The organism is Pseudomonas fluorescens (genome assembly GCF_902498195.1).
GTDB classification, from domain to species: Bacteria; Pseudomonadota; Gammaproteobacteria; order Pseudomonadales; family Pseudomonadaceae; genus Aquipseudomonas; species Aquipseudomonas fluorescens_BU.
Map to the genome: position 1 here is coordinate 147095 of NZ_CABVIY010000007.1, position 18403 is coordinate 165497.

19 protein-coding genes are annotated in these 18403 nt (G+C 59.5%); 12 read left to right on the forward strand and 7 right to left on the reverse strand.

Translation table 11 applies throughout. The features are described 5' to 3' along the window. Positions 1 to 33 precede the first annotated feature (33 nt). Complete coding sequence (locus F8N66_RS24405) at positions 34 to 312, forward strand: DUF3509 domain-containing protein (protein WP_150772600.1); 279 nt, start codon at positions 34 to 36, stop codon at positions 310 to 312. Positions 313 to 413: 101 nt separating this feature from the next. On the opposite strand, the gene mtnC is transcribed toward F8N66_RS24405, so the two are convergent. From mtnC to aroC, 5 genes are all read right to left on the reverse strand, one after another. Then, the gene (gene mtnC / locus F8N66_RS24410) at positions 414 to 1097 is read right to left on the reverse strand and encodes an acireductone synthase (RefSeq protein ID WP_150772601.1); all 684 of its coding nucleotides are present in this window, start codon (positions 1095 to 1097) and stop codon (positions 414 to 416) included. 4 nt (positions 1098 to 1101) lie between these two features. Next, on the reverse strand, positions 1102 to 1647 hold the full coding sequence (locus tag F8N66_RS24415) for a 1,2-dihydroxy-3-keto-5-methylthiopentene dioxygenase (protein WP_150772602.1): 546 nt from the start codon (positions 1645 to 1647) through the stop codon (positions 1102 to 1104). Between the two features lie 99 nt (positions 1648 to 1746). Further along, complete coding sequence (locus tag F8N66_RS24420; RefSeq protein WP_150772603.1) at positions 1747 to 2367, reverse strand: methylthioribulose 1-phosphate dehydratase; 621 nt, start codon at positions 2365 to 2367, stop codon at positions 1747 to 1749. Further along, the gene (locus tag F8N66_RS24425) at positions 2364 to 3515 is read right to left on the reverse strand and encodes an MFS transporter (protein ID WP_191623049.1); all 1152 of its coding nucleotides are present in this window, start codon (positions 3513 to 3515) and stop codon (positions 2364 to 2366) included. The genes F8N66_RS24420 and F8N66_RS24425 overlap by 4 nt, the downstream gene beginning before the upstream one ends. A gap of 28 nt (positions 3516 to 3543) precedes the next feature. Then, positions 3544 to 4635: a chorismate synthase gene (gene aroC / locus F8N66_RS24430; RefSeq protein ID WP_007914036.1), complete on the reverse strand. Its 1092-nt coding sequence runs from the start codon at positions 4633 to 4635 to the stop codon at positions 3544 to 3546. Between the two features lie 84 nt (positions 4636 to 4719). Between aroC and F8N66_RS24435 the strand changes: the two genes are divergently transcribed. Next, complete coding sequence (locus F8N66_RS24435) at positions 4720 to 5718, forward strand: alpha/beta hydrolase (RefSeq protein WP_150772604.1); 999 nt, start codon at positions 4720 to 4722, stop codon at positions 5716 to 5718. Positions 5719 to 5817: 99 nt separating this feature from the next. Then, positions 5818 to 6609, forward strand: coding sequence for a hypothetical protein (locus F8N66_RS24440; protein WP_150772605.1), 792 nt, complete (start codon positions 5818 to 5820; stop codon positions 6607 to 6609). A 98-nt stretch (positions 6610 to 6707) separates the two neighbouring features. On the opposite strand, the gene prmB is transcribed toward F8N66_RS24440, so the two are convergent. Continuing rightward, entirely contained in the window at positions 6708 to 7616 is a 909-nt protein-coding gene (gene prmB, locus F8N66_RS24445; protein WP_150772606.1) for a 50S ribosomal protein L3 N(5)-glutamine methyltransferase, read from the reverse strand. A gap of 239 nt (positions 7617 to 7855) precedes the next feature. Here prmB and F8N66_RS24450 point away from each other — a divergent pair, with 239 nt between their 5' ends. The 5 genes from F8N66_RS24450 (at position 7856) to F8N66_RS24470 (ending at position 10644) form a co-directional block, all read left to right on the forward strand. Further along, positions 7856 to 8446, forward strand: a complete 591-nt coding sequence (locus F8N66_RS24450; RefSeq protein WP_150772607.1) for a cysteine hydrolase family protein — start codon at positions 7856 to 7858, stop codon at positions 8444 to 8446. Between the two features lie 131 nt (positions 8447 to 8577). After that, positions 8578 to 8898, forward strand: coding sequence for a hypothetical protein (locus tag F8N66_RS24455; protein ID WP_150772608.1), 321 nt, complete (start codon positions 8578 to 8580; stop codon positions 8896 to 8898). Positions 8899 to 8987: 89 nt separating this feature from the next. Continuing rightward, positions 8988 to 9545, forward strand: a complete 558-nt coding sequence (locus F8N66_RS24460; RefSeq protein ID WP_150772609.1) for a Smr/MutS family protein — start codon at positions 8988 to 8990, stop codon at positions 9543 to 9545. Positions 9546 to 9622: 77 nt separating this feature from the next. Next, the gene (gene folE, locus F8N66_RS24465; RefSeq protein ID WP_007988130.1) at positions 9623 to 10168 is read left to right on the forward strand and encodes a GTP cyclohydrolase I FolE; all 546 of its coding nucleotides are present in this window, start codon (positions 9623 to 9625) and stop codon (positions 10166 to 10168) included. A gap of 104 nt (positions 10169 to 10272) precedes the next feature. Next, positions 10273 to 10644 carry a glutathione S-transferase N-terminal domain-containing protein gene (locus F8N66_RS24470; protein WP_150772610.1) on the forward strand — a complete coding sequence of 124 codons (372 nt, stop codon included), beginning with the start codon at positions 10273 to 10275 and terminating at the stop codon, positions 10642 to 10644. A 165-nt stretch (positions 10645 to 10809) separates the two neighbouring features. Here F8N66_RS24470 and F8N66_RS24475 read toward each other — a convergent pair whose 3' ends face one another. Further along, the gene (locus F8N66_RS24475; protein ID WP_150772611.1) at positions 10810 to 11976 is read right to left on the reverse strand and encodes a PLP-dependent aminotransferase family protein; all 1167 of its coding nucleotides are present in this window, start codon (positions 11974 to 11976) and stop codon (positions 10810 to 10812) included. 82 nt (positions 11977 to 12058) lie between these two features. Between F8N66_RS24475 and F8N66_RS24480 the strand changes: the two genes are divergently transcribed. The 4 genes from F8N66_RS24480 to F8N66_RS24495 all read left to right on the forward strand — a co-directional run bounded on the left by F8N66_RS24480 (position 12059) and on the right by F8N66_RS24495 (position 18233). Further along, positions 12059 to 12502 (forward strand): MarR family winged helix-turn-helix transcriptional regulator, encoded by a 444-nt coding sequence (locus tag F8N66_RS24480; protein WP_150772612.1) that lies wholly within the window; start codon positions 12059 to 12061, stop codon positions 12500 to 12502. A 316-nt stretch (positions 12503 to 12818) separates the two neighbouring features. After that, complete coding sequence (locus F8N66_RS24485) at positions 12819 to 14168, forward strand: NCS2 family permease (RefSeq protein ID WP_150772613.1); 1350 nt, start codon at positions 12819 to 12821, stop codon at positions 14166 to 14168. Positions 14169 to 14233: 65 nt separating this feature from the next. Beyond that, the gene (locus F8N66_RS24490) at positions 14234 to 14863 is read left to right on the forward strand and encodes a LysE family translocator (protein WP_150772614.1); all 630 of its coding nucleotides are present in this window, start codon (positions 14234 to 14236) and stop codon (positions 14861 to 14863) included. Between the two features lie 130 nt (positions 14864 to 14993). Continuing rightward, the gene (locus F8N66_RS24495) at positions 14994 to 18233 is read left to right on the forward strand and encodes a calcium-binding protein (protein ID WP_150772615.1); all 3240 of its coding nucleotides are present in this window, start codon (positions 14994 to 14996) and stop codon (positions 18231 to 18233) included. Positions 18234 to 18403 lie beyond the last annotated feature (170 nt).

Sequence of the window (18403 nt, forward strand, 5' to 3'; positions counted from 1 at the left end):
GCTTGTCATTGAGTAATCACGGAGCTGATAGACATGAGCCTGATCCAGGAAAAATTTTCATCCTTGTTCTCCAACTTCGAAGTCACCACCCAGGCCCGGCCGGACGGCGGGATTCTGCTGACCTTGCGCGGCTCTGAAGACAAAGTGTTCAAACGCTCGATTTCCTACCAGCAACTGCACAATGGCGATCAACTGTCGTGGGTCATCAGTGCCATTCGCCGCGACCTGGCCGAACAGGCCAGCGAACTGCCACAGATTTCGATGTTGCAGAGTCAGCAACGGTTTGCGCTGCCGACCTATCACTCGGCCTAGAAACAACGCACCTGTAGGAGCTGCCCCAGGCTGCGATCTCTTGATCTTCCGTTTTTCAGGATCAAAAGATCGCAGCCTGCGGCAGCTCCTACAGGGTGTATTTAGAAGGTGGAGGGGTTGATTCGGGCGAAGCTGTCCACGGTGACATGACCCGCCAGCGCTCCACCCTCGCGGGCCAGCCCGCAAGTCGCCATCCCCGCCGTGCGCGCCGCGTCCAGCTCTTCGACGATATCCGAAAGGAACAGAATCTCTGAAGCGTCCAGCCTGATCGCCTGAGCGATGTTGGCGTAGGACTGCGCCTCACGCTTGGGTCCGGACGTGGTGTCGAAGTAGCCGCTGAACAGCGGCGTCAAATCCCCCGCCTCCGAGCAGCCGAAGATCAGGCGCTGGGCCTGGATCGAGCCCGAGGAATAAACGAACAGTTGATAACCGGCCTGATGCCAGTCCTTCAGCGCTTCGACAGCATCCGGGTAGACATGGCCCTTGAGTTGCCCGGCCTGATACCCCTGCTCCCAGACCATTCCCTGCAACGCCTTGAGCGGCGTGGCCTTGCGGTCTTCGGCAATCCAGCCCAGCAGAATCGCAATGACGCGTTCGATGTCGGCGTCAGGTTCGTTGCTGTCCCCGCGCACGGCGTCGAGCTGTTCGGCGACATCGGCCCGCTCGGCGTTTTGCCTCACGAACGTCGGCAAGTGCTGGGCGGCGTAGGGAAACAGCACGTCGAACACAAAACTCACCGCGCTGGTGGTGCCTTCAATGTCGGTGAGAATCGCTTTGATCGGCATCGACTCAGTCCTCAAGACGCGGGAATTGGCTGGCGATGTCTTCGCCGGTGAAATTGGCCACCCAGCCCTCCGGGTTGTTGAACAGGCGAATCGCGACGAAATGCGGATGCTCGCCCATGTCGAACCAGTGCTTGGTTCCGGCCGGTACCGAGATCAGGTCGTTTTTCTCGCAGAGCACGGCGTAGACGTAATCGTCGATGTGCAAGGTGAACAAGCCACGACCGGCAACGAAAAATCGCACTTCGTCTTCGCCATGGCGATGTTCTTCGAGGAACTTGGCGCGAAATTCGGCTTTTTGCGGGTGATCGCTGTTCAGGCTGATCACGTCGACCGTGATGTAGCCGCGCTCGGTCATCAACTGGTCGATCTGTTGCTGGTAGGCAGCGATCACTTCTTCCTGGCTCGCGCCCGGCTGGATCTTCGCGGCGGCTTGCCAGCGGTCGAATCGCACGCCCTGCTCGGCCAGGGTCGAGGCGATGTCTTCGAAATGGGTCAGCACCTTGTTGGGCATTTCAGGGCTGGAGACGTGGTAGACGGACAGGCTGCTCATGGGGCAATTCCTCGGTATCGGCCACACCGTCCGGTTTGTGGATACCGGTCGGGCGCAGCGCTGCATCAGGCGATGGGCGACTTGTGGATAAGTCTGCCGTTAACGGTTCAACACGCTGCGAGTCTTCAACTCGCACTCGAACAAAAATTCAAAGGCCTCGATCTGCCGCAGTGCGTCGCTCATGCGCGCGCCCCAGGTGTAGAGGCCATGGCCGCGAATCAGGTAGCCGACGCAATCGGGATGGGCGTCGAGCCAAGGCTGCACCTTGGCGGCGAGGCGCGCAATGTCCTGATCGTTGTCGAAAATCGGCACCTGCACCCGGGATTCGTGGGTCGACACGCCGCTGAAGGCTTTTTGCAGTTCGTAGTCTTCGAACTCGATGAAATCCTCCAGCGTCAGGCGCGACAGCACCGTGGCATTCACCGAATGGGTGTGCAGCACCGCACCGATGTCCGGGCGCCAGCTGTAGAGCTGGGTGTGCAGCAGGGTTTCGGCAGATGGTTTCTTGCCCGGCTCCAGGCTGTTGCCCGCGAGGTCCGTGGCAAGCACATCGTCGACACCCAGTTGGCCCTTGTGCTTGCCCGACACGGTCAGCAAGGCTTCGCTGGGCGACAGTCGGGTCGAATAATTGCTGCTGGTGGCCGGCGACCAGCCGCGGCCATACAGAAAACGCCCGGCGTCGATGATTTCCTGGGCGAGGTGTTCACGGGTAAGGCTCATGGCCGGTCCTCTTGCATACGTGTGGCAATGATAACGGCAGCCGCGAGGGCTGCGAGACTGGCAATACTAAAGGTCCATGCCGCGCCAAGGGCATTCCAGCTGTAGCCGGAATACAGCGCGCCGATGGCACCGCCGGTGCCGGCCAGTGCGGCATACAACGCCTGGCCCTGCCCTTGCTGGCGCGCGCCGAAGCTACGTTGCACGAAAGAAATGGCAGCGGCGTGAAAACTGCCAAAGGTCGCCGCGTGCAGCACCTGGGCAAACAACAGCACCCAGAGGTACTCGGCGAACGCACCCAGCAGCACCCAACGCAACGCCGCCAACAGAAAACTCGCCATCAGCACCCGCCGCAACGAAAAGCGCGCGAGGATCCTGCTCATGGCCATGAACATCAGCACCTCGGCCACCACGCCGACGGCCCAGAGCATGCCAATGACGCCACGGCTGTAGCCCAACCGCTCAAGGTGCAGGGTCAAAAAGGTGTAGTAAGGCCCGTGGCTCATCTGCATCAGCGCCACGCAGGCGTAGAACGCCAGCACGCCCGGGCTGCGCAATTGCCTGAGGAACCCGTCCCCTGTCGGTCGGTTGCCCTGCGCCGGCTGCGCGTTGGGCACCCACAAGCTGCTGAGGACAATACCGGCCATGATCAGCACCAGCGCCGCCGGGTAGATGTCGAGGCTCAGCCATTCGAACAGGCGGCCCAGCGCGACCACGGTAATGATGAAACCAATGGAGCCCCACAGGCGGATCTGGCTATAGCGCGAGGTCTGCCCCTGCAAATGCGCCAGGGTGATGACCTCGAACTGCGGCAACACCGCGTGCCAGAAAAACGCATGCAGGGCCATGACCATCGCCAGCCAGGCGTAGCTCTTGCTGACGAAAATCAACGAGAACGTCAGCATCGTGCAGACGGCGCCGAAGCGCACGATGGCCAGGCGCCGGCCGGTGATATCGCCGAGCCAGCCCCAGATATTGGGCGCCACGCAACGCATGAGCATCGGGATCGCCACCAGCTCGCCGATGCGTGCGGCGGAAAAACCCAGGTGATCGAAGTACAGCGCCAGGAACGGCGCTGTCGAACCGAGCAAGGCGAAATAGAACAGATAGAAACTGGAAAGCCGCCAGTACGGAAGCGCCGCCACCGTCATCAGACCGCAGCGGCTCTGAGGTCAGCCATTAAAGTTGACCCAGCACCGGCGTGCTCACGCGCACATCGGCGTTCTGCCCGCGGTGACGCAACAAGTGATCCATCAGCACGATGGCCATCATTGCCTCGGCGATCGGCGTGGCGCGGATGCCGACGCACGGGTCATGACGGCCCTTGGTGATGACGTCCACCGGGTTGCCGTGGATATCAATGGAACGGCCCGGCGTGGTGATGCTGGACGTCGGCTTCAGCGCCAGGTGCGCCACGATCGGCTGACCGGAGGAAATACCGCCGAGAATGCCGCCGGCGTTGTTGCTGAGGAAACCTTCGGGCGTCATCTCATCGCGGTGCTCGGTGCCGCGCTGGGCGACGCTGGCGAAACCGGCGCCGATTTCAACGCCCTTGACCGCATTGATGCTCATCAGCGCATGGGCCAGTTCGGCGTCGAGGCGGTCGAAAATCGGCTCGCCCAGGCCCGGCATTACGCCTTCAGCTACCACAGTAATTTTCGCACCGACTGAATCCTGGTCGCGACGCAACTGGTCCATATAGGCTTCCAGCTCCGGCACTTTGTCCGGATCCGGGCTGAAGAAAGCATTCTCCTCCACCGAATCCCAGGTCTTGAACGGGATTTCGATCGGGCCGAGCTGGCTCATGTAGCCGCGAATCACGATGCCCTGGGTGGCCAGGTATTTTTTCGCAATCGCGCCAGCGGCAACACGCATGGCGGTTTCACGGGCCGAGCTGCGGCCGCCGCCGCGGTAATCGCGCTCGCCGTATTTGTGGTGGTAGGTGTAGTCGGCATGGGCCGGACGGAACAGATCCTTGATTGCCGAGTAGTCCTTGGATTTCTGGTCGGTGTTGCGGATCAACAGGCCGATGGAGCAACCGGTGGTGCGACCTTCGAACACGCCGGAGAGGATTTCGACTTCGTCGGCTTCCTGGCGCTGGGTGGTGTGGCGGCTGGTGCCGGGCTTGCGCCGGTCGAGGTCGCGCTGCAGATCCTCCAGGGAGATCTCCAGGCCCGGCGGGCAGCCATCGACAATGGCGACCAACGCCGGACCATGGCTTTCGCCCGCGGTGGTGACAGTGAACAGCTTGCCGTAGGTATTGCCGGACATGCAGGACGCTCCGTGAAATCGAACCCAAATACGTAATGCGCGCCAGTATACGCAGGCTACCCGAGTAGTTCATCCTCGAACCTTATGGGTGCCCGAGAGTCCAACCGGCATCTTGTGTGTGATGGCGTGATGATGCTGCGAGTTTTGATCTTGAGCCTTACCCTGATTTCCGGCTTCGCCCAGGCCACCGTGCTGCAGCGGCCGATTACCCTGGACACCGGCACCGGCGAGCTGTTCGGCTCGCTGTTGCTGCCCAAGTCCGACACCCCGGTCCCCGTTGTCCTGATCATTTCCGGCTCCGGCCCTACGGATCGCGACGGCAACAACCCTGACGGCGGACGCAACGACAGCCTCAAGCGCCTGGCCTGGGTGCTGGCCAAACACAACATCGCCAGCGTGCGTTACGACAAGCGCGGCGTGGCGGCCAGCCTGGCGGCGACCCCGGACGAGCGCAACCTGACACTGGAGGCTTATGTCGCCGACGCCGAAGCCTGGGGCCGCAAACTCAAGAGCGATCCGCGCTTCGGCAAGCTGATCCTGCTGGGCCACAGCGAAGGCGCCTTGATCGCCAGCCTCGCCGCGCCGAGCGTCGATGCGGCGGCAGTGATTTCCATGTCCGGCAGCGCACGGCCGATCGATCAGGTACTGCGCCAGCAACTGGGCAACCGCCTGCCGCCGCCGCTGATGCTGCGCAGCAACGAGCTGCTCGACAGCCTCAAGGCCGGGAAAACCGACGACAACGTACCGCCACAGCTGCAGGTGATTTTCCGCCCGAGTGTGCAGCCGTATCTGATTTCACTGTTCCGCCAGGACCCGGCGGCAGCCTTCGCCCGCTTGAAAATGCCGGCGCTGATCATTCAGGGCGGTAACGATATCCAGGTCGGGGTCAATGATGCGCGCCTGCTCAAGGCGGCCAAACCGGACGCCGAATTGGCGCTGATCGAAGGCATGAACCACGTCCTGCGCATCGTGCCCAATGACGTCAAACGCCAGTTGGCGTCCTACAAAGATCCGAATTTGCCGCTGGCGGCGGAACTGGGCGCGCGAATCCTCGGGTTTATTGACGGACTTCGCACCCGTTAACCGCTGTTTGCCCTCCAGTCTTGAAGAAAACGGCCGATAAGCCTTTGTCGCCAGCGCACGGGCGGGCGACAAGCTGAGCTTGGACAGGATCTCGCCGTTATGACTGATACCCCGACTTCACCCGACACCACCGCTGAAAAAGACGCACCGCCAGCGGTCGAGCTGCCGTGGGCGGACGTCCACGTCGAGCACCACAAGATGCTCCGCCTGGCGCCATTGCAGACCGACCGCAACACCGGTGGGCGGCCCCTGCGCTTTGTCGAATTCGGTTACGCCGAACGCAACGACAAGCTGCGCAGCCTGATGCGCATGAGCATCACCCTGCCCGGCCAGCGGGTGCGCAAGGAACAGAACCATCTGGATGTGTGGGTCGATCACAGCGAAAAACGCGTGCATTTCGGCCCCGACAGCGGCCTGCAAATCGAACCGCTGAACCGCGGTATCGGCCGTTTCATGGCGGCCCAAGGCATTACCTGGGCGAAGAAGCGCTGGCCCGGCTACACCGTCGATGGCACCGACCTGAACAACAAGGACGCACTGAGCGAAGACACGCGCCTGCGCCGCGATCACTTTCTACGGGTGCATGGGTTTGATGTGGTGTACGCCGACGCCCAGCATTTGAAGGGCAGCGTCAGCGAGGTGAAGGTCGGCGACCTGCTGGGTGACTGGAACACCGACAAACTGCAAATCGTGGAAATTCTCGAAGCCGCGCAGATGCTCCAGCAAGCCGAGCAGAACCTGGCCGAGCAGGAAGTCAAACTCAAGAAACACGAAGAAAAAGTCAGCAAGTACAAACGTGAAGACGCCGGGCTGCGCTTCACCATTACCTGCCTGGTGGCGTTTGCGGTGTTTCAGGCGGGGTTGTTGATCTGGATTGCGACGCACCGTTAATTCAGGTGTAAAAAAGATCGCAGCCTTCGGCAGCTCCTACAGGTTGATGTGAAGACCTGTAGGAGCTGCCGAAGGCTGCGATCTTTTGCTTTCAAGCGTTAAACGCGGGAAGCGAACAGGGCCTGATGATCGCGGCACTGCTCGGCCGTCAACATGAACACGCCATGCCCGCCGCGCTCGAACTCCAGCCAGGCGAAATCCACTTCCGGGTACAGCGCCTCGACGTGCACCTGGCTGTTGCCCACCTCGACAATCAGCAAGCCCTTCTCGGTCAGGTGATCCGCCGCTTCGGCGAGCATGCGCCGCACCAGGTTCAAGCCATCGTCACCGCAGGCCAGCCCCAGCTCCGGCTCGTGCTGGTATTCGTCCGGCATGTCGGCGAAATCTTCGGCATCGACATAGGGCGGGTTCGACACGATCAGGTCAAAACGCTGTCCCGGCAATCCATCGAAGCCATCGCCCTGCACCGTGTACACCCGCTGATCGACGCCATGGCGCTCGATGTTCTGGTTGGCCACTTCCAGCGCTTCGAACGACAGATCGGCCAGTACCACTTCGGCGTTCTGGAACTCGTAGGCGCAAGCGATACCGATGCAACCGGAACCGGTGCACAGGTCGAGAATCCGCGCGGGCTCGGTGCCCAGCCATGGCGTGAAGCGGTTTTCAATCAGTTCGCCAATCGGCGAGCGCGGAATCAGCACGCGTTCGTCGACGATGAACGACATGCCGCAGAACCAGGCTTCGCCCAGCAGGTAAGCGGTCGGCACGCGTTCTTCGATACGGCGCTTGAGCAGCAACTGCAGGTGGACCAGCTCGTCTTCTTCCAGATTGCAGTCGAGGTAGCTGTCGGCGATTTCCCATGGCAAGTGCAATGCCCCCAACACCAGTTGACGGGCTTCGTCCCAGGCATTGTCGGTCCCATGGCCGAAAAACAGATCCTCCCCATGGAAGCGACTGACGGCCCAACGGATATGGTCACGCAGGGTACGAAGGCGGGAAGTGATCACGACGGCAAACTCCAGAAAAATCGACGGGCGATTCTATCAGCCAAACGTCGTCACGACGACGCGGGAAAAACACCGGGGCGGATGTAGGACTAATCTCTTTTTACAGCCGGGTATTGAACAAAACGGAGCACTTGACAACGCTGCACGCCAGTAACGACGGCGCCTACGATGGTAGCGATTCACAGAAGCGCTCAGCCAGAGGACAATGTCGCAAAAGCCCCACTCCAAGGAGCCCCAGAATGTCCGTTCCACAAACGATGTTTCAACTCAGCGGCCGCGGCTATGCAGCCGCCAAACTGAGTCATGCGACCCTTATCATCATCGATGCCCAGAAAGAATACCTCAGCGGCCCGCTGGCCCTGAGCGGCATGGATGCGGCTGTCGCGAACATCAAGCAATTGGTGACGGCCGCCCGTGCGGCCGGCCGTCCAATCGTGCATGTCAGCCACCTCGGCACCGTCGGCGGGCTGTTCGACCCTCGCGGCGAGCGCGGGCAGTTCATCCCGGGGCTGGAGCCGCAGGCCGGTGAAATCAGGATTGAAAAAATCCTGCCGAGTGCATTCCATGGCACGGACCTGAAAAAGCGCCTGGAAGAATTGGGCTCGGTGGACCTGGTGGTGTGCGGCTTCATGAGTCACTCCAGCGTCAGCACCACGGTGCGCGCGGCGAAAAACCTGGGTTTCCGCTGCACCCTCGTGGAAGATGCCTGCGCCACCCGCGATCTGCCCTACAAAGGCGGCGTCCTGAGCGCCGAGCATGTGCAGCAGACCGAAATGGCGATCATGGCGGACAACTTTGCCGCCGTCGCCCAGACCAACGACCTGGTCTGATCGGCGATTCATGAGCGGCCACTATCGCCGCTCATCCGCAAAAACCTCTCATCCGCTGTAATTGTCTTAGCCTCAGGAACATCCCGGTCAACTCCCGGTCGAAGGGCCGATACCCATTGAGGAAGGTCGGAATGAAGTTATCCGATGGTTTTGACGCTCGCCGCTTGCGGCCCAAAGGCCAACGCAACTGGCGTTTTCGAATCGGCGCGGCGTTCGCTGCGCTGCTGGCAACCTGCGGTGTGCTGCTGGCCATGGCCGGTGTCGCCAGCCTGCTTGGCCACGCTCCCGCCCTGGGCGAGTTGAACACCAACCGCGCCGGTGCGGCGGTGATTCTGGCGATCGGCCTGTTCGTGCTGTACCTGGGTGTGTGGTTGTGGCGGCGCTGCCGGCGCCGTTCGCGGCAGTCGCGAGAGCTGGCCATGTCCCCGCACTTGATGAAAAAACACGACTGAGCCCAAGGTCGCAGCCGATCCCCGCGCGTTTTATCGCGCCCTCATTCGCTCCGAGTTGGGTAAACTGGCCGCCCTTCGCGGAGGCTGACATGCAAGACGACGATTTTTCCCTGTTCAAAAGCGCGATCCAAGGCGTCAAGCCGATCAAGCACGATCGCGCCGAAACCGGCAAACCCAAGGCTGACCGCGCGCAGATCGCCACGCTGCGACAGGCCGCTACCGTGCGCACCGATGCCACCACCGTTGATGGGCTGTCCGATCAGTTTGTGATTGATGTCGGACCTGAAGACGAGTTGATGTGGGCCCGTGACGGCGTGCAGGAAAGCCAGATGCGCAAGCTCAAGATCGGGCAGATTCCGTTCGAGGGCAGCCTCGACCTGCACGGCATGAACGTGGAAAAGGCCCGGGAAACCCTCTGGGCCTTCCTGGCCGAAGCCACCAAGTTCGAAATCCGCTGCGTGCGCGTCACCCACGGCAAGGCCGTGCGCCTGGACGGCAAGCGCCCGATGATCAAAAGCCACGTCAACACCTGGCTGCGCCAGCATCCACAGGTGCTGGGCTTCACCTCCTGCCAGGCCAAACATGGCGGTGCCGGCGCGGTTTATGTGATGCTCAAACGCACCATGATGGAAGGTCGCGACGAGTAAAGCTGATGCGTCATGCTTGCAGCGTCGTGTCTGCCACCGTACCCTTGTTCTTTGCGTAAAATCCCACAGGTAGTTTCATGTCCCTGGAACAGAATTACACCGCGATTCTCGGCCAATTGGGCGAGGACGTGTCCCGCGAAGGCCTGCTCGACACGCCAAAACGTGCCGCCAAAGCCATGCAGTACCTCTGCCGCGGTTATGAGCAGACGCTGGAAGAAGTCACCAACGGTGCCTTGTTCAGCTCCGACAACAGCGAAATGGTGCTGGTCAAGGACATCGAGCTGTACTCGTTGTGCGAACACCACCTGCTGCCGTTCATCGGCAAGGCCCATGTTGCCTACATCCCGAGCGGCAAGGTCCTGGGCCTGTCGAAAGTCGCGCGGATCGTCGACATGTACGCCCGCCGCCTGCAGATCCAGGAAAACCTCAGCCGCCAGATCGCCGATGCGGTCCAGCAGGTCACCGGTGCCCTGGGCGTGGCGGTGGTGATCGAGGCCAAGCACATGTGCATGATGATGCGCGGTGTGGAAAAGCAGAATTCGACGATGATCACCTCGGTGATGCTCGGTGAGTTCCGCGAGAATGCCGCAACCCGCAGCGAATTCCTCAGCCTGATCAAGTAATTCGCTCCACGAAGAAAACCGGCATTCATCGCCGGTTTTTTTTCGTCCGCGAAAAATCAGGTAAGCTGCGCGCCTTTCTTCATTCGCCCCGTGAGGCTTACAACGTGTTCGTCAAAGCGCTTCGTGTCGGCCTCGGCCAACTGATCATCTTCATCGACTTCCTCACTCGCCCCGGCAAGAAGCAGCGCCCGGCCGCCGCCCAGGCCCAGGTCGAAGCCGCCGCCAAGGGCCTGACCCTGTATCAATTCCACGCCTGCCCGTTCTGCGTGAAAACCCGCCGCACCCTGCGTCGCCTGAATGTGCCGGTGGCGTTGCGCGATGCAAAGAACAGCGAACAGGATCGCCAGGCCCTGCTGGAGCAAGGCGGCAAGATCAAGGTGCCGTGCCTGCGCATTGAAGAGGAAGGAAAGACCACCTGGATGTATGAGTCCAAGGTGATCATTGATTATCTGGATAAGCGTTTCGCTGCAGTTTGATGTTGTTGCAGTGCTCTGACTGACGCCTTCGCGAGCAAGCCCGCTCCCACATTTGGAATGCGGTCAACTGTGGGAGCGGGCTTGCCCGCGAAGAGGCCGGCACGAACACTGCAAAACTCTGACAAAAAGAAACCGGCCCTTGAGCCGGTTTTTTTGTTCTTGCGATCAGGCCGCCTGCGCCGCCTGAGCCTGTCGCACCACCGCCGCCAATCGCTTCAGCCCTTCATCCAGCCGCGCCGGGTCGATGTGGCTGAAATTCAAACGCAGATGCCCATGATGGTCGTCCGGCTGAGGAAAGAACGGCTCGCCCGGCATGAACGCCACATCATCGGCCAGCGCCGCGTTGAGCAAGGTCCGGGTATCCAGCGGCTGCTTGAGGGTGAGCCAGAAAAACAGCCCACCCTGAGGCACGTTCCAGTCCGCCAGGTCGGAAAAATGCCGTTCCAGCGCGGCCTGAAACGCATCGCGACGCACCCGATAAAAGTCGCGCAACTCGCCCAGATGCTGCTGGTATTGCTGCGTGCCGATCCATTGCAGCGCCTGCCACTGGCCGACCCGATTGGTGTGCAGGTCCGCCGATTGCTTGAGCTTGAGCAGGTGCGGAAAAAGATCCGGGCTGGCGATCAGGTAACCGACGCGTAAACCCGGCAGCAAGGTTTTCGAGACCGTACCGGTGTAGATCCAGCTGGACTTTTTCAGGCGTCCGGCAATCGGTTTGGCGCTGCCGCCATCAAAAGTCAGTTCGCGGTAAGGCTCGTCTTCGATCAATGTCACGCCGAATTCATCCAGCAAGGCGGCGACCGCTTCGCGCTTGGCTTCGCTGTAGCGCACCGCCGACGGATTCTGGAAAGTCGGGATCAGGTAGATGAATGCCGGGCGGTGTTTCTCCAGGCGCAAACGCAGATGCGCGAGGTTCGGGCCATCCGCTTCCAGCGGCACGGTCAGGCAATCGGCACCGAACAATTGGAAGATTTGCAACGCCGCCAGGTAAGTCGGGGCTTCGAGGAGGATCTCGGTGCCCTTGTCGATGTAGAGCTTGGCCGCCAGGTCGAGGGTTTGCTGGGAACCGCTGACCACCAGCACCTGGCTCGCCTCGCACGGCATACCCAGTGCCCGCGCCTGGGCCGCCAGCGCTTCACGCAAAGCGGGCTCACCTTCGCTCATACCGTATTGGCCCATCGACAGCGGCATGTCGGCCCACTCGACCTTGGGCAGCATGGCTTCGGCCGGCAAGCCGCCGGCAAACGACATCACTTGCGGGCGCTGGGCGGCCGCGAGGATTTCACGGATCAAAGAACTTTTAAGGCGCGAGACACGTTCGGAAAAAGCCATGGGGATCACCGGTAGCGAGGCCAGAAGAAAATGAGTCAAACTTGTTGACCGAAATTACGTCAGCCCGAAGGGATACGTCAACATGCTTGACCTTAAAAACCCGAATTCGCAACAGCAGGCCATGGAAGCGTTTTTCTTCGGCTACCAGGCCTTCACCGCCAAAGCCGATGAAATGCTGGAGCGTCGCGGCTTGAGCCGGGTACATCAACGCATCGTTTTTTTTATCGCCCGCTATCCGAATCTCAGCGTGAAGGAGTTGCTGGAACTGCTCGGTGTCAGCAAGCAAGCGCTGAACATGCCACTGCGTCAGTTGGTGGAGATGCATCTGGTCAATAGCGTCGCGTCGCAGACGGACAAGCGTAAACGGCTGCTGGAGTTGACCGACGACGGCGCGCGGTTTGAACAGGCACTGCGCCGTGAGCAGGTGAAATTGCTGGAGCGGGTGTTTGCCGAGGCTGGGGAGGCGGCGGTGAATGGGTGGTTGGCGGTGAATCTGGCGCTGGGGAAAAGCCAGACCGCAGACTAAATGTTCAGCCTTCTGAATTTGTAGTGCCTGCACTGGCCCCTTCGCGAGCAAGCCCGCTCCCACAGGGGAATGCGGTCAACTGTGGGAGCGGGCTTGCTCGCGAAGGCGTCAGGTCAGGCGATATATCCCAATCACCAAACTTTTCGTCGACAAAATCAAAAACATTATTTGCTTTATTTGTATACAAAAGCATAATCCACTTCGTGCGAGTTCCTGACCAAGCGGTCAACAAATTCGCAAGTGCCTCAAAGGGCTGCTGCCACCCTCTCGGATCCGGCCCTGGAAATAAAAATAAAACTCTTGAGGAGTACTCGCTGTGGAAAGCCGCAAATCCGAAGCATCGACGCTGGATCTCTCGCCGCCTTTACGCAATGGCTGGCTGGAACGCCTCTTTAAACTCAGCTTGCATGGCACCACGGTGAAGACCGAGCTGATTGCCGGTCTGACAACCTTCATCACCATGGCCTACATCATTTTCGTCAACCCCAACATCATGGCGGACGCCGGGATCGATCATGGTGCGGCGTTCGTCGCCACCTGCATCGCCGCCGCCCTCGGATGCCTGTTGATGGGCCTGTACGCCAACTGGCCGGTCGGCCTGGCGCCGGGCATGGGCCTCAACGCGTTCTTCACCTACACCGTGGTCGGCACCATGGGCTACAACTGGGAAACCGCCCTCGGCGCGGTCTTCGTGTCCGGTGTGCTGTTCATGATCCTGACCTTCTCGAAGATCCGCGAATGGCTGCTCAACAGCATTCCGGTCAGCCTGCGCTTCGCCATGGGCGCCGGCGTCGGTTTGTTTTTGGGCCTGATCGGTTTGAAAACCGCCGGCATCGTCGTCGACAGCCCGGCCACCCTGATCAAACTCGGCTCCCTGCGCGAGCCTGGCCCGCTGCTGGCCGCCATCTGCTTCCTGATGATCGCGATCCTCAGTTACCACAGAGTGTTCGGTGCGATCCTCATCAGCATCATCACCGTGACGCTGGCCGGTTGGGGCCTGGGCCTGGTGCATTACGAAGGGATCATGTCGGCACCGCCGAGCCTGGCGCCGACCTGGATGGCCATGAACGTCGCCGGCGTGTTCAACGTCAGCATGATCAGCGTGGTACTGGCCTTCCTCTTCGTGCACATGTTCGACACCGCCGGCACCTTGATGGGTGTGGCCCAACGCGCCAACCTGGTGAACGCTGACGGCCGGATCGAAAACCTCTCCCGCGCCATGAAAGCCGACAGTGCCTCCAGTGTGTTCGGTGCCGTGGTCGGTGTTCCGCCGGTCACCAGCTACGTGGAAAGTGCTGCGGGTGTCGCCGCGGGTGGTCGGACTGGTCTTACCGCCGTGACCGTAGGTGTGCTATTTATTGCTGCCATGTTCTTCGCGCCGCTGGCCGGGATGATTCCTGCCTACGCCACCGCCGGTGCGCTGATTTACGTGGCCATGCTGATGATGGGCGGCATGGCCCACATTGAATGGGACGAAGCCACCGACAGCATTCCGGCAATCGTCACCGCAATCATGATGCCGCTGACCTTCTCGGTCGCCGACGGTATCGCGCTGGGCTTCATCACCTACGTGGCGCTGAAGGCCGGTACTGGCAAGTACAAGGAAATTTCTGTCAGCCTCTGGGTGCTCTGCGCGATCTTCATCGCCAAGTTCATCTTCTTGTAGGCCGTACAGGATTCAAACCAGCCTCACCCCGTCGGGTGAGGCTTTTGTGCAAATGGAGGAAAGTGATGAGTCTGGAAACCTGGCTGCTGTTCAGCGGCGCTGCGCTGATTGTGATCCTGATCCCGGGGCCACTGTCTTTGCTGATGATCAGCAACAGTCTGAATTACGGTTTGCGCCGTTCCTACCCGGCCTTCCTGGGGGGCGTGTTTGCCTCGATCTGCCTGCTGAGTGCGTCCGCATTAGGATTGGGTGCCCTGCTGCTGGCTTCGGAGCAATTGTTCAGCGCGTTGAAAATCGTCGGTGCGCTGTACCTGTTCTACCTCGCCTGGCAGAGCTGGCAGCAATCGCGTCTGCCGTCCCACGGCGCCGAGGTGCCTCAGGCGGCGCCGGTGCCGCGTTTTCGCGCGTTGTTCGGGCGTGCCTTCATGCTCGGTGCCAGCAACCCGAAGGACATTCTGTTTTTCGCCGCGTTCCTGCCGCAGTTCCTGAGCGCCGAGCAGCCGTTCCTGCCGCAGTTGCTGGTGATGATTGCGACCTGGACCGTGCTCGATCTGCTGTGCAAATTGGCCTACGGGCTGGGTGCCCATGGCGCGGCGCGGTATCTGCGTAGCGGCAAGGGGCAGAGCTGGTTCAATCGGGTCAGTGCCGGTCTGTTCGGTGGTGCCGGGGCGGCGTCTCTGCTGAGCGGGCATTGATGTATCCCGCCTACCGATAGCTGTGCACGGACACCTACAGCAATACACAACCTAACTATCTATCGTTTCCCAAGCGTCTCGACTTCCTATGGTAGGGCTTGATCTTCAATAAGCCCTACAAGGAAGTTCCATGGCGCAAACCTTCACTTCTGTCGATACATCAGACATCGACACCATAACCATCTCCGACATCAAACCGCAGTCCACCGGCCCCATCGACCAGGAAATCGCTGACTTTATCGGCAAACACGGCACATCGCCTGACGTTGCCCCCCGCTCCCCCGCCAAAAGAGCGGGGGCGTTGCACGCACTGGACCTGCATCACGGGCCGCTGATACTTGGCAGTTTTACGGTCAGCCGGATAGAGCTTCATCTGATGAATGCGATGATCCACGGTGCCCCGCTGGATCTGCACAACACCAATTTCCGCCGTCCTCCCCAGTCCTTCATTGACGGATTACGGTTCAATCCGGTCGATGTGGAAAATCGCATGTGGGTGACCGGAGCGGCTGGGGACTACACCGTCCCCACCCTGTTGTTCGAGATCGCCACGCAACGCTCGATCACTGCCCCGCCACTGCTTGAAGAAAGTGCAACGGCTCACACGCAAAAAATCGACAAGCTTCTGAAAGCGGCGCAAAAACTGGACATACGCGATACCCGCTTGCCCGAAAACACTCCCGGCTGGGTCAATCAGCAAAAAAGCAAAGTCATTAACAGCATGGGAGTCGGACTTCAGGCGTTTGGCATTTACAGCGGATTGATGGGTATTTCCGATGCTATCAAAAAAGGTGACCGTGCCGAAGCGGTGATCAGTGCCGGCGCAGTGGCGACAGAAGTGGGCTCGCTGATCATCGAGCGAGGCCTGGTCAAAACCGCACAGGATCTGATTGAAAACAGTGCCCATCTCTACCGTGGCTTTGCCCGAACCCAATTTGGCCTGTTCCTGTCGCGCGCAGCAGGCTTGATCGCAGGCGCGCTGACCCTTCCTTTCGATATTTACTTCGCCATAAAAGCGCTCAATGAAGCCTCGCAGGGCACGGGAATGGCCGCCGTGGATCATTACGTCGCGGCGGGAATGAATCTGGCCAGCGCCGCCCTGACGATACTGCTCGGTACCGCTGCCCTGGCCGGTTTTGCCCAAGCGGGCCCGGTGGGCATCGCCGCCGCTGTCGTTCTTATTGCAGGCGCCCAGATCTACAGCGCGGTTCGACAAGTCGACGACATGGACGACTACATTGAATTCAGCGCCGATGAACGTCTGGTCACAGGGTTCCTTGCGTTCCTGAACATCCGTCCACCACAGCGTATACAAGACCGATACACCCTTGCCGTAACGACCCATCATCACTCTAAACTGCTCAATGATAGGGCCAGGTCCTGGCTCGATGGGGCCATGAAAAACAGCGTCGATACCATCGTCAACGGCAAGTTCGGGGTCGGTCTGACCACCGCTCAAGTGCATTGGTTTGAGTGGGATGCCGAAGGACGCGAATCAACGCCCTCGGAAGACATCAAGGTACCGGTGATCCAGGACGGGAACGACACCATCGACGCCCGTCACGGCGTTCCATCCGATCTGGCCGGCGTGGTCCAGGGTACAGCCGACGATTCGAAAGGGATCTTGTGGCTTTTGGGGGGCGGCGAAGACAACGTCACGGGTGTCGAAAAAAAAATCAATCGCTTCGTATATGGCCCTGGCACCAAGGACTTGACGGGCGGGAAGAAAGACGACGACTTCTTGTTTGACACAGCAGAGCAGACACTTGAGGGCGCTTCGCCGATACAGGCGGAAAGTCACCTCAAAGGCGGCGAAGGTGAAGACACATTGGTGTTCCAGGGCACCCTGGACCCGCGAACTCCGGCTGCTCATGACGGCTTTGAAGTTGATTTGTTCAATGGCCGGGTCGACGTACTGTCCGACCATGAGTTTTTCAAAGTTCACTCACGACTGGACAGTATCGAGAATGTGGAAACATTGGCCGGTGCGACGAACATCGTCCTGGGGTCGGACGGCTCGAACCGCATCGTTTCCAGGGGCACGGACCGCATAGACGCTGGCGCCGGCAATGACAGAATCTACCTGATGGGGCATAACGCCTACGCCAAGGGCGGCGCGGGCAAGGACGAATACTACATTGCCCATAAGCATGGCACTGTGACCCTGAGAGAGAACGCTGGAGAAGAGAGCGTGATCATGATGGGCTGGCCCTTCGAGAGCATTCAGAAATGGGCTATCGAGGGCGACTCCCTGGTGATCACATCGCTGTGCGGAATTGACGGTGAATGGCCAGCCCGGACTCTGGTAATAGAAAACGTTTATAAAAAAGTGGGTTCTAAGCGTCTACTCCAGGATCAGGTTCTGCACTTCTTCACTCAAGAGGGCTTTCAACTCACCCCCGACTTCCCCACCGAAATCGATCGCGAAGGCTCTCATGACATCCAGGTATTGATTCTGGCAAAGGGCACCACACCCGCCCCCCTCATCATCAATCAAGCCGAATATGAAGTCTCCTCAACAGCATCTTCACACTATTTCATTGATCGCGACATCAGCCATTCAACGTTCAAATTTACACAATCCAACGAAGACATTCATAGCAACCTTCACATTGACTGTGACAGCAAGGAACTGACCAGGGTGCAGGCAACTTACAGGGTTCAGCTAACCGAAAGCCATGGCAATCATTATCTAGCCTATAGCCACTTCGACTTACAGCTGCACTTTGGAGATAAAACCCTAACACTCAACAACCTTGGCAGAGAGACATCCAACACTTACACAAACATTCAAAGCACTTCATACATGGTCAAGGGCATCGCCTTGAATCAGAACATCACCCTGACCTTGCGTGATGGAGTGTCTTATCGAATAACCCCCCCTTTGCGAAATTACATTGACGATGTAAAAAAACCGGGCACTAAAACTTTCGATGGCCGGGAAATGCTCAAGCAAAGGGATGGAAATTACTTGTTATCGACTCCTGAAGACAGCCGCCCTCTCGCCCTTGAACCACATCCGCAGCTGGTGGAGTTCCCGTCAAAAATTCAAAACACGGTGATCGCGCTTGAAGGCCAGGGCTCCACTTATCAAGTCAATCTGCCGGTGGACACGACGCTTAGAATTTCAACGCCCGGTGCAAGCGCTAAAACAAGTAACGCATCGACCTGGTACTTCCACTCTCCGCTGGCAGATCCGGGCGAAATAAAACTGCAGGATCATAAACTATCGATAGGCCGCACACTTGTGCTGCTTCCCGAGTACTCCGACGAAGAAACACCCATTGAAACTATATATGTAGAAACCTCGACAGGCTCAGTGTATGCCGTCGACCTGCTTTTCGAGACGGTGTATCTGCATTCCGACTAGCAAACCATTGTTTCAGCGATAACAAAACGGCGATCAAACTACAGCGCAAACTGAACTTCTACATTCAGGACACCTGTGCCGCGCAGTAATTTTCGATACCTGACTTATGAATACCTGACGATCCCGACAGATTGCATCAGTCAAGCCAGGTGTTCCACACCCATTATTAG

Excerpts from the sequence above, each read along its gene's own strand:
- F8N66_RS24405 (WP_150772600.1), top strand. The coding sequence starts at position 34 with ATGAGCCTGATCCAGGAAAAATTTTCATCCTTGTTCTCCAACTTCGAA.
- mtnC (WP_150772601.1), bottom strand. The coding sequence starts at position 1,097 with ATGCCGATCAAAGCGATTCTCACCGACATTGAAGGCACCACCAGCGCG.
- F8N66_RS24415 (WP_150772602.1), bottom strand. The coding sequence starts at position 1,647 with ATGAGCAGCCTGTCCGTCTACCACGTCTCCAGCCCTGAAATGCCCAAC.
- F8N66_RS24420 (WP_150772603.1), bottom strand. The coding sequence starts at position 2,367 with ATGAGCCTTACCCGTGAACACCTCGCCCAGGAAATCATCGACGCCGGG.
- F8N66_RS24425 (WP_191623049.1), bottom strand. The coding sequence starts at position 3,515 with ATGACGGTGGCGGCGCTTCCGTACTGGCGGCTTTCCAGTTTCTATCTG.
- aroC (WP_007914036.1), bottom strand. The coding sequence starts at position 4,635 with ATGTCCGGCAATACCTACGGCAAGCTGTTCACTGTCACCACCGCGGGC.
- F8N66_RS24435 (WP_150772604.1), top strand. The coding sequence starts at position 4,720 with ATGGGTGCCCGAGAGTCCAACCGGCATCTTGTGTGTGATGGCGTGATG.
- F8N66_RS24440 (WP_150772605.1), top strand. The coding sequence starts at position 5,818 with ATGACTGATACCCCGACTTCACCCGACACCACCGCTGAAAAAGACGCA.
- F8N66_RS24450 (WP_150772607.1), top strand. The coding sequence starts at position 7,856 with ATGTCCGTTCCACAAACGATGTTTCAACTCAGCGGCCGCGGCTATGCA.
- F8N66_RS24455 (WP_150772608.1), top strand. The coding sequence starts at position 8,578 with ATGAAGTTATCCGATGGTTTTGACGCTCGCCGCTTGCGGCCCAAAGGC.
- F8N66_RS24460 (WP_150772609.1), top strand. The coding sequence starts at position 8,988 with ATGCAAGACGACGATTTTTCCCTGTTCAAAAGCGCGATCCAAGGCGTC.
- folE (WP_007988130.1), top strand. The coding sequence starts at position 9,623 with ATGTCCCTGGAACAGAATTACACCGCGATTCTCGGCCAATTGGGCGAG.
- F8N66_RS24475 (WP_150772611.1), bottom strand. The coding sequence starts at position 11,976 with ATGGCTTTTTCCGAACGTGTCTCGCGCCTTAAAAGTTCTTTGATCCGT.
- F8N66_RS24480 (WP_150772612.1), top strand. The coding sequence starts at position 12,059 with ATGCTTGACCTTAAAAACCCGAATTCGCAACAGCAGGCCATGGAAGCG.
- F8N66_RS24490 (WP_150772614.1), top strand. The coding sequence starts at position 14,234 with ATGAGTCTGGAAACCTGGCTGCTGTTCAGCGGCGCTGCGCTGATTGTG.
- F8N66_RS24495 (WP_150772615.1), top strand. The coding sequence starts at position 14,994 with ATGGCGCAAACCTTCACTTCTGTCGATACATCAGACATCGACACCATA.